The organism is Vibrio sp. OPT18, from assembly GCF_015163615.1.
Classification (GTDB): Bacteria; Pseudomonadota; Gammaproteobacteria; order Enterobacterales; family Vibrionaceae; genus Vibrio; species Vibrio coralliirubri.
In genome coordinates this window covers 19,075-30,117 of record NZ_JADDYK010000060.1, presented here as the reverse complement: position 1 = coordinate 30,117, position 11,043 = coordinate 19,075, and the positions used below count along the sequence as shown (strand labels likewise).

15 protein-coding genes and 1 pseudogene are annotated in these 11,043 nt (G+C 44.3%); 8 read left to right on the top strand and 8 right to left on the bottom strand.

Annotated features, from left to right (window positions below; genetic code table 11):
- Positions 1–380: AI-2E family transporter (locus IQQ51_RS27175; protein ID WP_228012891.1), on the top strand; the 380-nt coding region annotated here is incomplete at its 5' end.
- Between the two features lie 136 nt (positions 381–516).
- On the opposite strand, the gene bcp is transcribed toward IQQ51_RS27175, so the two are convergent.
- Both bcp and IQQ51_RS15160 read right to left on the bottom strand, forming a co-directional pair.
- Positions 517–987 (bottom strand): thioredoxin-dependent thiol peroxidase, encoded by a 471-nt coding sequence (gene bcp, locus IQQ51_RS15165; protein WP_050649614.1) that lies wholly within the window; start codon positions 985–987, stop codon positions 517–519.
- 12 nt (positions 988–999) lie between these two features.
- Positions 1,000–1,542, bottom strand: a complete 543-nt coding sequence (locus IQQ51_RS15160; protein ID WP_017060705.1) for a glycine cleavage system protein R — start codon at positions 1,540–1,542, stop codon at positions 1,000–1,002.
- A gap of 374 nt (positions 1,543–1,916) precedes the next feature.
- Here IQQ51_RS15160 and dapA point away from each other — a divergent pair, with 374 nt between their 5' ends.
- Positions 1,917–2,795 carry a 4-hydroxy-tetrahydrodipicolinate synthase gene (gene dapA / locus IQQ51_RS15155; RefSeq protein ID WP_193841513.1) on the top strand — a complete coding sequence of 293 codons (879 nt, stop codon included), beginning with the start codon at positions 1,917–1,919 and terminating at the stop codon, positions 2,793–2,795.
- Positions 2,796–2,843: 48 nt separating this feature from the next.
- A complete protein-coding gene (gene bamC, locus IQQ51_RS15150; protein WP_048606547.1) occupies positions 2,844–3,890 on the top strand; it encodes an outer membrane protein assembly factor BamC in 1,047 nt (348 codons plus the stop codon).
- Positions 3,891–4,039: 149 nt separating this feature from the next.
- On the opposite strand, the gene IQQ51_RS15145 is transcribed toward bamC, so the two are convergent.
- From IQQ51_RS15145 to IQQ51_RS15130, 4 genes are all read right to left on the bottom strand, one after another.
- The gene (locus tag IQQ51_RS15145; RefSeq protein ID WP_048606545.1) at positions 4,040–4,249 is read right to left on the bottom strand and encodes a DUF2897 family protein; all 210 of its coding nucleotides are present in this window, start codon (positions 4,247–4,249) and stop codon (positions 4,040–4,042) included.
- Between the two features lie 8 nt (positions 4,250–4,257).
- Positions 4,258–4,932, bottom strand: coding sequence for a M15 family metallopeptidase (locus IQQ51_RS15140; protein WP_193841512.1), 675 nt, complete (start codon positions 4,930–4,932; stop codon positions 4,258–4,260).
- Positions 4,933–4,978: 46 nt separating this feature from the next.
- Positions 4,979–6,115 carry a succinyl-diaminopimelate desuccinylase gene (dapE, locus tag IQQ51_RS15135; protein ID WP_193841511.1) on the bottom strand — a complete coding sequence of 379 codons (1,137 nt, stop codon included), beginning with the start codon at positions 6,113–6,115 and terminating at the stop codon, positions 4,979–4,981.
- A 98-nt stretch (positions 6,116–6,213) separates the two neighbouring features.
- Complete coding sequence (locus IQQ51_RS15130; protein WP_193841510.1) at positions 6,214–6,561, bottom strand: ArsC family reductase; 348 nt, start codon at positions 6,559–6,561, stop codon at positions 6,214–6,216.
- Between the two features lie 205 nt (positions 6,562–6,766).
- On the opposite strand from IQQ51_RS15130, the gene IQQ51_RS15125 reads away from it, so the two are divergent.
- Positions 6,767–7,054 carry a winged helix-turn-helix domain-containing protein gene (locus tag IQQ51_RS15125; protein ID WP_004734273.1) on the top strand — a complete coding sequence of 96 codons (288 nt, stop codon included), beginning with the start codon at positions 6,767–6,769 and terminating at the stop codon, positions 7,052–7,054.
- Between the two features lie 92 nt (positions 7,055–7,146).
- Here IQQ51_RS15125 and IQQ51_RS15120 read toward each other — a convergent pair whose 3' ends face one another.
- Together IQQ51_RS15120 and IQQ51_RS15115 are read right to left on the bottom strand one after the other, a co-directional pair.
- Positions 7,147–7,479, bottom strand: a complete 333-nt coding sequence (locus IQQ51_RS15120; RefSeq protein WP_048616132.1) for a DUF4156 domain-containing protein — start codon at positions 7,477–7,479, stop codon at positions 7,147–7,149.
- A gap of 12 nt (positions 7,480–7,491) precedes the next feature.
- Positions 7,492–7,836 (bottom strand): DUF2956 domain-containing protein, encoded by a 345-nt coding sequence (locus IQQ51_RS15115; RefSeq protein WP_193841509.1) that lies wholly within the window; start codon positions 7,834–7,836, stop codon positions 7,492–7,494.
- Positions 7,837–7,945: 109 nt separating this feature from the next.
- Between IQQ51_RS15115 and IQQ51_RS15110 the strand changes: the two genes are divergently transcribed.
- From IQQ51_RS15110 to IQQ51_RS27785, 4 genes and pseudogenes are all read left to right on the top strand, one after another.
- The gene (locus tag IQQ51_RS15110; protein WP_048612193.1) at positions 7,946–8,407 is read left to right on the top strand and encodes a DUF2919 domain-containing protein; all 462 of its coding nucleotides are present in this window, start codon (positions 7,946–7,948) and stop codon (positions 8,405–8,407) included.
- Between the two features lie 66 nt (positions 8,408–8,473).
- Positions 8,474–9,397, top strand: a complete 924-nt coding sequence (locus IQQ51_RS15105) for a Dyp-type peroxidase (RefSeq protein ID WP_048606530.1) — start codon at positions 8,474–8,476, stop codon at positions 9,395–9,397.
- Positions 9,398–9,518: 121 nt separating this feature from the next.
- Positions 9,519–10,652 carry a flagellin gene (locus IQQ51_RS15100; protein ID WP_193841508.1) on the top strand — a complete coding sequence of 378 codons (1,134 nt, stop codon included), beginning with the start codon at positions 9,519–9,521 and terminating at the stop codon, positions 10,650–10,652.
- Positions 10,653–10,892: 240 nt separating this feature from the next.
- A pseudogene (locus IQQ51_RS27785) lies at positions 10,893–11,043 on the top strand (flagellin); the annotation flags it as partial.

Here is an 11,043-nt window from a genome sequence, read left to right as displayed (position 1 = left end):
TTCTGGATCTGCGCTATTCAGTATTGTTGGCTGTCGCGGTTGGTTTCTCGGTGCTAATTCCTTATATCGGCGCGGCAGCTGTGACTGTTCCAGTAGCGATTGTTGGCCTGTTCCAGTGGGGATTAGAGCCTCAGTTTTACTGGTTGCTTCTCGCTTACGGTATTATCCAAGCGCTAGATGGCAACGTGCTTGTTCCGGTTCTTTTCTCTGAAGCGGTGAACCTGCACCCAGTGGCCATTATTGTTGCTGTGTTAGTGTTTGGTGGACTGTGGGGATTCTGGGGCGTATTCTTTGCGATCCCGTTGGCAACGCTAGTTAAGGCGGTTTGGAATGCCTTACCGAGTCACGCATTAGACGATGACCCCGAACATCAAAAGTAATTGATTTTGTTATAGAAAAAGGCCGAACACCCATGATGTTCGGCCTTTTTGCTCTTAGCTTAATGATTAGCTTAATGAGTGTTGCTATTGCCTGAGAGAGTGGTGAATCTAAGTCATTAACTCACTCAAATAGCCCTTAAGCTTCTTGATTGAAGTAATCTAGAACCACTTCGTGGTGAGTCTTAGTCTTGAACTTGTTGAAGACGTGTTCAATCTGGCCTTCTTCATCAATTAGGAAGCTAATACGGTGCAGACCATCGTATACCTTACCCATGAATTTCTTCTCGCCCCAAACGCCAAACTGTTCAGCAACGCTGTGGTCTTCATCAGATAGCAGGGTGAAGTTCAGAGATTTCTTTTCAACGAAGTTTGGTAGACGTTTTACTGGGTCAACACTCACACCTAGAACAACCACGTTTAGTTCATCAAGCTGTGCTTTGATATCACGCAGGCCTTCCGCTTGCACAATACAACCTGGAGTCATTGCTTTTGGGTAAAAATAGAAAAGTACTTTTTTACCTTTGAAGTCACCAAGAGATACGATATTGCCATCTTGATCTGGAAGAGAAAAAGCAGGTGCTGGAACACCAGCCGTTAGCGTATTCATGACATTTCCTTTTTAAAGACTGTTTTTGATAAAGTTGAGCGAGCCTTGGACTGATAGGCTCTGACACAGCGAATCGAATTCTTCTTGTAGCTGCATCAAGTTACATTCTGATTGCACAGAAGCGGTAATAGAGATATGGAATTGGTCGTTGTCGAGTTGAACCTTAGATTTATTGATGGTTCGTGCACTTAACGAATCGAGGCCGATGTTTCGGTCTGCGAAGAACTGGGTAAACTGCTCAGTAAGGCCGATTTTATCGTCTGACTCAACGAACACCTCTACTGTGTAAGAGTTCTCAATAACATCATGAGTTGAGGTTCGCTTCATAATCGTAATCAAGTCGTGCTCTTGTCCAAGCAAGGGCAAGGTGGTTTCAACGCGGGTAATGTTGTTTGCCTTTCCAGACAGCAGCATGATAAGCGTAAATTCTTCGCCAAACAGGGCGATACGGCTATCAATAATGTTACAGCCTGATTGGGTGACTAAATGAACCACTTGGTTGCATACACCTGGGCGATCAGTGCCCACAGCTGTGATTACTAGATGTTGAGTCATAAAATCACGTCTCTTTATATTCCATTGATTCATGCATGTTAGCACAGTTAGCTCGTGGAATAAGCGTGCGTACGGGGCTTTTTATGAGCGACCTTGCTTCGAACATGTAACCAATGATAAGAATATTGAGCGCGTTAAAAAATGAGATAGAGTGATGAGAGCACAGCTTACTTGTTACTGACATCCAGTGATGTGCTATCCGCTAGATTGAGTGCAGGTTACCCAAATTCTAGGTAGAACACCGTTAGAAGTCGTTTTACCTCAAACATACGACAATATTTAATGCAGATGTTGCCGGTAAGCCACTTTAATGTCTTGTGTTTATTGATTGGCTTACAGTAACATGCAAAAAGAATAAATTAAGGGAGATAGACATGTTTTCAGGAAGTATCGTTGCGCTAGTTACGCCATTTAATACAGATGGTGAAGTGGATTTCGACAGCCTTAAAAAGTTAGTTGAGCACCATATTGCTGCAGGTAGTGATGGTCTGGTTGCGGTTGGCACAACAGGTGAGTCTTCAACACTCACTATTGAAGAGCATGTCAAAGTCGTCAACAAGATCGTTGAATTTGCTGACGGTCGTATTCCCGTTATCGCTGGTACAGGTGCAAATGCAACTCATGAATCTGTTCTATTCAGCCGTTTGCTGAATGGTTCTGGTATTGCTGGTTGCCTGAGCGTAACGCCTTACTACAACAAACCGACTCAAGAAGGTTTGTACCAACACTACAAAGCGATTGCTGAAGTCAGTGACGTTCCACAAATCCTATACAATGTTCCAGGTCGTACTGCGGTAGACTTGCTGCCAGAAACGGTTGCTCGTCTTGCTGAGATCGAAAACATCGTTGCACTGAAAGATGCGACGGGTGATCTCGACAGAATTGCAATTCACCGTGAACTTTGTGGCGAAGACTTTATCTTACTAAGTGGTGATGACTTAACAGGTCTAGAATTTGTTAAGCGTGGTGGCGATGGCGTGATCTCTGTAACGAATAATGTTGCAGCCGCTGATATGGCAACCATGTTCAAGCTAGCGAAAGAAGGTAAGTTTGACGAAGCAGAAGCGATCAATGAGCGTTTGATGCCTCTACATAAGAATTTGTTCGTTGAGTCTAACCCTATTCCCGTAAAGTGGGCGGTTCATAAAATGGGTCTGATTGCTGAAGGTGGCTTACGTCTACCGCTGACTGAACTGTCAGAGCCAGCTCAACCTGTTGTTGCTCAAGCAATGACTGAAGCGTGCATTTACTAAAACGTATGAAGTGATGCCGAAGCGAACCTTCGGCATTTAGGAGTATAAATGAAGTATTCTCACCAGCTAGTGATTGGGTCACTGGCTGTTTTCGTTCTTACAGCATGTTCTGGCAGCCCGACTCAACGTCGCCAAGCCAAAGATGATTTCGAATACTTAGAAACACCTGAGTTTTCACAATGGCAATTGCCTGAAGATGCTCAGCCTCAGTTTTACCCAAATTTTGACATCCCAAGCGGTGAATTCAGTGGTGGTACAGGTCGTGAAGTGGATATTCGTCCACCGCAACAGGTTCTTGAGCTGATCCCGGGTGCTCGTGCTGAGCGTCAAAATGGTGAAGTGACACTATGGCTTCTTCGTGCTGAAGAGGCAGACCGCGTGTGGCAAACGGCTGTAGATATGCTGGCTCAACGTGGTATTGGTATTCGTGAGCAATCAGAGAATGAGATTGAGACCGATTGGGTAACTTGGGTTTCTGAAGATGAAGACGTAGAGATTGGCAGCCGCTACTCAATGTCTCGCTTCCAAGCGAATAACCGTCATGGCTTCAAGATTAATCTGATTGATTGGCGTGAAGGTACTGAAGAGAAACCGGTAACGGCAACCAATAAAGAACGTTACAACGCGTTCCTGACTAACCTAGTTATGGCTAAGTACGATGAAAACCTTCGTGCTGAAGCGGAGCTGAAAGCACAAGAGTTAGTGAAGCGTATTCCAATCTCAATGGGTGCTGACCGTAGTGGTTTCCCTGTGATTATTGCTCGTACGCCATACAATGTATTCTGGCAGCGTCTGCCTAGCTTGTTGCCTGAAATGGGCTTTGAGCTTGAAGAACGCAATCAATCTCAGGGTACGGTGAAGGCGAAGTACGCAGCACCAGATGATGAGTTCTGGGAAGAAATTGGCCTACAGCCTATCGACTTAGCGCCAGGCACTTACAACTTCCTATTTGGTGATCTTGGCAACCGTACGTCAATCAACGTAACGGATGCATCAGGTAAGCCAGTAGAAGAAGAGCTGCTTAAGTCTATGGTTCCGGTATTAGCGCATATTGCTGACCAAACCAAAGATGATAAAGAAGCGAAAGCTGAGTAGTCGCACTTAAGCCGTCACAGAGCAGAGTTAAATTAGCTCTGTGATTAGCAAAAGCAAATAAAAAAGAGGACACACTGTGTCCTCTTTTTTTGTATTCGTTGTCATCTGGCTATATTGGTCAATTAAGCTGATTAGCCAAAGCAAAAAGGCTATGCGTCTTTACTGTCTTTGGATTCTTCTTTTTCAGCTTTCTCTTGGTTAAGTTTATCCAAGCGATTGAGCTTATCTAAGTCTCGCTCAGTTTTACCACGACCCGTCAGATCCATATTGGCGGTCTGTTTGAGCGCTGCGATGTTACCCACCACAACGCTAACCACGATGATGATGATAACCCAAGGGTTTGTAAGCCACTCCAACATAAGCGCTCCTAATGACTGATATTCGCTACGAAGCGCGCGTAGATCTCGTCTAGCTGCTTCATAATAATCTCATACCCTAATATTGGCTTAGATTGGAGTTGCTTGCCAAGTAAAGTCGGAGATAACTGTGATAAACACGACTCTGATACTTTACGATGGCTGATATGCCATGGTTCGATTGCCACACCACCGAGGTCTTCGCTATAAGGAAAAAAGAACCCAAATTGCGAAGCGTGAACAGATAGCCATTGGTAAAACGCTTGCTGGTGGCCAGTAAGGTATTCCCATGGCTCTAATTGCAACTGTGTGCCTTCAGGTAAGTCGTTTCGAGCAAAGACATCAAAGTCACAACCCCAATGATGACGGCTCGCTCCGGGAAGGGCAGACCACCTCAGGATTGCCGACAATTTCTGATGTTCACTGAGTGTTGAAGCATCAAGTGGTTGGCTCTCTGAGTCTAATATTGGCGCTTCACCAGAAAACTTACGGTTCCAAATCAGAGACTGCCTTGCGTAGTCGCGAAAGCCACTGGCAATTTCCATTTTGAAACCAGCAAGTTGAGCAGCTTCAATCAAATTGTTTAGGTCATCTTTGACCTCACGGTGAACCAAGAAGGTTTTGCTGCCAATTAGGCTAGGTTCTAGATGAGAATCTGATTGTCCGGTTAGCTGCTCTGGTGTCATAACGTGTCTCTCAATAATTAGATGCTATGAATCGCTAATGAAAGAACTATTTAGCGAACAGGTTCACTAATGTTCTTTCGTACATGTCAGTTAGCTTCTCTAAATCCGCCACTTTCACGCATTCGTTAACCTTGTGAATCGTCGCGTTCACAGGGCCGAGTTCTACCACTTGCCCCTTCATGCGAGCAATAAAGCGGCCGTCAGATGTACCACCTGTGGTAAGCAGCGCAGGCTTAACATCATTCACGTGACCGACTGCATCGACAATAGCATCAAGCAATGAGCCTGCGTCTGTTAAGAACGGGTCGCCATTGAAGGTCCATTTCAGGTCGTATTCGAAGTCGTACTTATCGAGCGTTGTTTTGATTCGCTCAACGATGATGTCGTTGCTTAACTCTGTGCTAAAACGCAGGTTAAACTGAACATTAAACTCACCAGGAATGACGTTTGAAGCACCCGTACCTGCGCTTACATTTGGGATTTGGAAACTGGTTGGTGGGAAGTAATCATTACCTTTGTCCCACTCAGTCGTTGCCAACTCGTTGATTGCAAGCAGAGAGCTGTGTACTGGGTTGTTCGCTAGGTGAGGGTAGGCAACATGACCTTGTGTGCCTTTAATCGTTAGGTCGCCAGTGATAGAGCCACGACGGCCGTTCTTAACGACATCACCCACGAACTCAGTGCTCGATGGTTCACCAACGATACACATATCGATGTTTTCACCACGTGCCATCAGAGCTTCAACAACACGCACTGTACCGTTGATGAAAGGACCTTCTTCATCTGAAGTGATCAAGAAACCGATTGAGCCTGTGTGGTCTGGGTGTTTGGCAATGAACTGCTCGACTGCAACAATCATCGAAGCCAGAGAGCCTTTCATATCCGCAGCGCCACGGCCATGTAGGAAACCGTCTACGATAGTCGGTTCGAATGGCTTGGTATTCCACTGTTCGATTGGGCCTGCAGGCACTACATCAGTGTGACCAGCAAAAGCAAACAGAGGCGCTTCAGTACCACGGCGAGCCCAGAAGTTGGTCGTATCTTCAAATACCATCACTTCGATTTCAAAACCGAGTGCTTTTAAGCGTTCAATCATCAGGTCTTGGCAGCCTGCATCTTCTGGTGTTACCGATTGACGGCTGATTAGGTCTTTTGCCAGAGCCAAAGTTGGGCTATCTGTCATCCTTGAATTCCTTGTTTAAATAAAACGTCTAGTCATTAATTTTTAGGCGCTGATTCACTGATCAACGTCCTGTTGTCTGTCTATGTCAATACAACGATCTAAGCAAAAATAGCCGCGTATTGGTCGACTTTAAATCCGATGTGAAGCTTGCCCTCTACTTTTAAGATTGGGCGCTTGATCATTGCAGGTTGTTCAACAAGCAAAGTCACCGCTTTTTCTTCTGTTAGGGTATCTTTCTGTTCTTGAGAAAGTTGGCGATAAGTCGTACCACGTTTGTTTAGCACAAGTTCCCAACCTAGCTCAGAGCAGAAGCCTGTTACTAGCTCTTCTGTGATGCCTTGTTTGCGATAATCGTGAAATTCGAACTCGATACCTTCAGCTTCGAGCCATTTCTTTGCTTTTTTAATGGTGTCGCAATTTGGGATACCAAACATGGTGATAGTCATTATTCTTCCTTTGAGTGATTTTATTTCATTGTTATGAGTTGAATCCTATCAGGAAGCAGCAACTCAGACAAAATAGAGTGATGAATATTTCATAGAGTGAAAAAAAAGCGTAAGAAAATGTCACTATTGGAGACTTATTGATCAGCCTCAACATGTTGTCAGCGAAAAAAGAAATAATTGAGCTGCACATATATAGGAGGTGTCAATGGAGTTGAGTCCTGTTTTTGCAAGGCGGCTATATTTAGCATTGTTAGTGGAAAGCCTTGATAGGCCAAATGTGCCTAAACTCATCGAAAAAACGGGGTGGCCTCGTCGTACTATTCAAGATGTACTCAAGGCGTTACCGGGGATCGGTATCGAACTTATGTTTGTTCAAGATGGGCGACGTCATAATGATGGCTATTACCAGTTATCCGACTGGGGGCCATTTGACAGTCAATGGGTTATCCAGCGTAAAGGCGATATAGCAACAAGCCTTGGATTTAGTGCATAAGCCAGCGAAAGCTGGCTTTCTTTTTTTTAGAATAGAAATAGTAGGGAGTATCTCGCTCATTTGAGTGGTGATCTACCTCATTACGTTTCTATTTACTTACACAGATAGGCAGTTCCCAGCATAGTCACGGATGTGGAAAAATCTTGGGGAAGTGTGAATATCACGGTATCTGCGCCTAGCTCAATCGTATTCGACTTGAGTTCATTCATGGCGCCTTGAATCAATGTGTCATTCGGGTAAAACAGGTAGCTGTACCAATGGCCTTCGCTGCCTGTGACTTCCCCTTTATACTCGCATTGCTCGATATTAATCACACCGTGGTAATCCATTTGCACTTTGTCAGCTTCGCTATGAGGTATTGATGTTGGTGTCGTGCAACCTAACAATGCACCACTCATAGCTAAAGCGATTAATTCCTTTTTCATACGATTACCCTGTTATTTCATCAAATAAATCGCGAAGCCTATCCAGCTAGCGATCAGTAGTAGCCACGGTAATTTGTTGCCGTGATTTGATGTTGTTTTAACACTCGTGTCGACATTCTGTTCTTGGTCTTGATTAGTCTGTTGAGTTTGTTTCTCTTTCTGTACACGCTTTTTTGCTTTGTCGGCTTGGCGACTGCGCTCTTTTTGCTGTTTCTTGTACAGTGCGATGCCTTTCTCGATACCTTGAGCAATCAACTTGGTTTGTTCTTTGGTTTGAGCTGGCTTTTGAGTCGCTTTGGCTATCTTCAGTGCTTCTTGTTGAGATTCAACAGACGGCGTATTAGTTTTCTTTTTCATACTGAGTTCGATAATTAAAACGGATTGGCTACTAAGATAACGCAAAGCTAGTTAAGTATGAATGATTTGCGTTAAAGTGTTGGTTTGAAAATAACTGAAAGTGAGATTTGTGCGGTACTCCATAGAACAATACGATAAGCACGGCTTTTTAAAAGCCCCAATCCTATTATGGTTAGGTTGGCTGTTTCTGGCGAAAGCTTTGGTTGTTTTCATTGTCGCAGGAGCAAGCCGAGAGTCGGGCACTGACATACTCGAAATTATCTATCCAGATCATCAAATGTTTTATGTCGGGATCGCGTTGAGTGTGCCTAGTTTGCTACTTATGTGGTTATTTGGACTAAGATCGCCAGATAGAAAACGCCTCAATAAAGTCGTGTCTTGGGGGCGTTGGGTCACCATGACGGCTATCTTGGCGCAGGGCTCACATACGATTTATTTAATCTATTTGGATAATGGATGGTTTCGCTGGTCCAATGGCATCACTTTATTGCTGCTTTTATGGTTATCGCTTTACCTTACCAATAGCCATGCTGCTAGGGACTGCTTTAAAGTGGTTGAGCACGAAGACTGATTCTCATCAAAACATTTGTCCCATTCCCAATTATACTTAGAAGCTAAAAAATGAAAGGATTAATCTATGCTTAACATCTCAAATGAGCAGCCTAAAATTCAAAGCGCTATCTTGCCAGAAGCTGGGCCTTTCGCTCTTTATGTTCAACTGAAAGTGAATGCTAACGCCGCTAATGTTTTAGCGGAACTTCAAAAGCTTCCGAGTTTAATCGACGAACTAAACCAAACTCAACCTGATGCGAACTTAACGGCATCGGTTGCGTTCTCAAAAGCTTTTTGGGATAAGTTCGAACAAGCAGCGCCCGCTGATTTGATTGACTTCCCTGCGCTGGGTGAAGGTGATATCACCGCGCCGAGCACACTGTCTGACGTTCTGATTCACTGTCACTCAAACCGACATGATCTGCACTTCTTTATCTTGCGTAAATTGCTATCTGAAGTAGCGGCTGATGTTGAAGTGGTTGATGAAACTTATGGTTACCGCTTCCTAGACTCTCGTGACATGACAGACTTTGTTGATGGCACTGAAAACCCGAAAGATGCACAACGTGCTGAAGTCGCTATTGTACCTGAGGGTGAATTCGCTGGTGGTAGTTATGTAATGGTGCAGCGTTTTGTGCACAATCTGCCAGCTTGGAATCGTTTGAACGTATCGGCACAAGAGAAAGTGATTGGCCGAACTAAACCTGATTCAATTGAGTTAGATGATGTTCCTGCGGCGTCTCACGTTGGCCGTGTGGATATCAAAGAAGAAGGCAAGGGGCTTAAGATTGTACGCCACAGCCTACCTTACGGCACTGCTACGGGCGACCACGGTTTATTGTTCATTGCTTACTGTAACGTTCGTCATAACTTCGATGCGATGTTAGAGAGCATGTACGGCGCAACAGATGGCAAAACAGACCAACTGCTTCGCTTTACCAAAGCAGTGACTGGTGCTTACTACTTTGCACCTTCAACTGACATGTTGAGTGCATTAACGATTAAGTAAATCGCCTCATCTGCAGTAAAGAAAGGGAGCCTCAGGGCTCCTTTTTTATTAAAGCTTTATATGAACTGGTCGATATAAGAGCAATCGTGAGTTTTATTCATCTTTTTGTAAGCGAAGGTCTATGGCTATCACTGTTAATACGAATGTCTCGGCGTTAGTGGCTCAGAGAAACCTCTCTAACGCTAATAACATGCTGAACCAATCTTTGGAGCGCCTAGCTTCAGGGAGCCGTATTAATAGCGCAAAAGATGACGCTGCAGGCTTACAGATCTCGAATCGATTAGAAGCACAGATGAGTGGCATTGATGTTGCTGTTCGAAATGCTAACGACGGTATCTCGATTATGCAGACTGCAGAAGGAGCCATGAATGAAACCACTAATATCATGCAGCGCATGCGAGACTTATCCCTACAAGCGAGTAACGGCTCGAATAGTTCATCGGAACGAATCGCTATTCAAGAAGAAGTCGCCGCCTTAAATGACGAGCTGAATCGAATTGCCGAAACCACTTCATTCGGTGGTAAAAAGCTCCTTAACGGCAGTTTTGGGCACTCCTCGTTTCAAATCGGCGGAAGTTCGGGCGAAGCTGTGCAGATTGGTTTGAAAAGTATGCGTACTGATGACATCAACATGGGCGGCTTTAGCTACGTTGCTAATGGCATGGCCAGTGATTCATGGGAAGTGAAATCAAACCAGAATAATATGACGATGTCGTTTACTGATCGTTTTGGTCAGCCACAAGAAATCACCATTAACGCGAAAGCGGGTGATGATATCGAAGAGCTGGCGACTTACATTAATGGTCAAACGGATCTCGTATCGGCTTCTGTTAATGATGACGGACAGCTTCAGATTTATATGTCTGGTGAAGATACCGCGGGCACGATCTCTTTTTCGGGTTCGTTAGCCAGTGAGCTTTCCATGTCAGCGGGTTATTACGAATCAGTCGATGACATCAATGTAACTGATGTGGGTGGTGCTCAGCGTGCCGTCTCTATCTTGGATACGGCGATGAAGTATGTCGATAGTCATCGCTCTGAATTAGGGGCAATGCAAAACCGCTTTGATCATGCCATTAATAATCTTGAAAACGTTCATGAGAATTTGGCGACATCAAACAGTCGAATCAAAGATACCGACTACGCCAAAGAAACCACTCAAATGCTCAAGCAACAAATTCTGCAGCAAGTGAGCACAACGATACTCGCTCAAGCCAAGCAAGCGCCGAATCTAGCTTTAACGTTATTAGGTTAATGAATTACCTACAATCTTATAAAGGAATTTCAGCTTAGCCAGTGCTTTTGGGCGAATAAAAATACAATTACCCACTCGACTGAATTTCCGGCAACTTTAGCGATTTTCTCATCTTTTTTCGATAATTTTACGACCAGTCACGCTTTCTTCTGTTTTACCGCTATTTCTTTAATTTTGTTGTTTTTTTCCTAAAGGTTTCGCCAATCACGCCGTTATTAAAAGTAACTTAGAGATAACTACTTGGTTTTCCGAGACGTCGGAAACCGCTATACCGGAAAATCAATTGGAGAAATCACCATGGCAGTGAATGTAAATACAAACGTTTCAGCGATGACAGCGCAACGTTACCTAAACAATGCAAACAGCGCACAACAAACATCAATGGAGCGTT

What these genes read in the sequence shown, in the direction of transcription:
- IQQ51_RS15130 (WP_193841510.1), bottom strand. Translation starts at nt 6,561, where the DNA reads ATGACTATCACCATGTTTGGTATCCCAAATTGCGACACCATTAAAAAA.
- IQQ51_RS15160 (WP_017060705.1), bottom strand. Translation starts at nt 1,542, where the DNA reads ATGACTCAACATCTAGTAATCACAGCTGTGGGCACTGATCGCCCAGGT.
- dapE (WP_193841511.1), bottom strand. Translation starts at nt 6,115, where the DNA reads ATGACAGATAGCCCAACTTTGGCTCTGGCAAAAGACCTAATCAGCCGT.
- IQQ51_RS15100 (WP_193841508.1), top strand. Translation starts at nt 9,519, where the DNA reads ATGGCTATCACTGTTAATACGAATGTCTCGGCGTTAGTGGCTCAGAGA.
- bamC (WP_048606547.1), top strand. Translation starts at nt 2,844, where the DNA reads ATGAAGTATTCTCACCAGCTAGTGATTGGGTCACTGGCTGTTTTCGTT.
- IQQ51_RS15120 (WP_048616132.1), bottom strand. Translation starts at nt 7,479, where the DNA reads ATGAAAAAGGAATTAATCGCTTTAGCTATGAGTGGTGCATTGTTAGGT.
- IQQ51_RS15145 (WP_048606545.1), bottom strand. Translation starts at nt 4,249, where the DNA reads ATGTTGGAGTGGCTTACAAACCCTTGGGTTATCATCATCATCGTGGTT.
- dapA (WP_193841513.1), top strand. Translation starts at nt 1,917, where the DNA reads ATGTTTTCAGGAAGTATCGTTGCGCTAGTTACGCCATTTAATACAGAT.
- IQQ51_RS15125 (WP_004734273.1), top strand. Translation starts at nt 6,767, where the DNA reads ATGGAGTTGAGTCCTGTTTTTGCAAGGCGGCTATATTTAGCATTGTTA.
- bcp (WP_050649614.1), bottom strand. Translation starts at nt 987, where the DNA reads ATGAATACGCTAACGGCTGGTGTTCCAGCACCTGCTTTTTCTCTTCCA.
- IQQ51_RS15115 (WP_193841509.1), bottom strand. Translation starts at nt 7,836, where the DNA reads ATGAAAAAGAAAACTAATACGCCGTCTGTTGAATCTCAACAAGAAGCA.
- IQQ51_RS15105 (WP_048606530.1), top strand. Translation starts at nt 8,474, where the DNA reads ATGCTTAACATCTCAAATGAGCAGCCTAAAATTCAAAGCGCTATCTTG.
- IQQ51_RS15140 (WP_193841512.1), bottom strand. Translation starts at nt 4,932, where the DNA reads ATGACACCAGAGCAGCTAACCGGACAATCAGATTCTCATCTAGAACCT.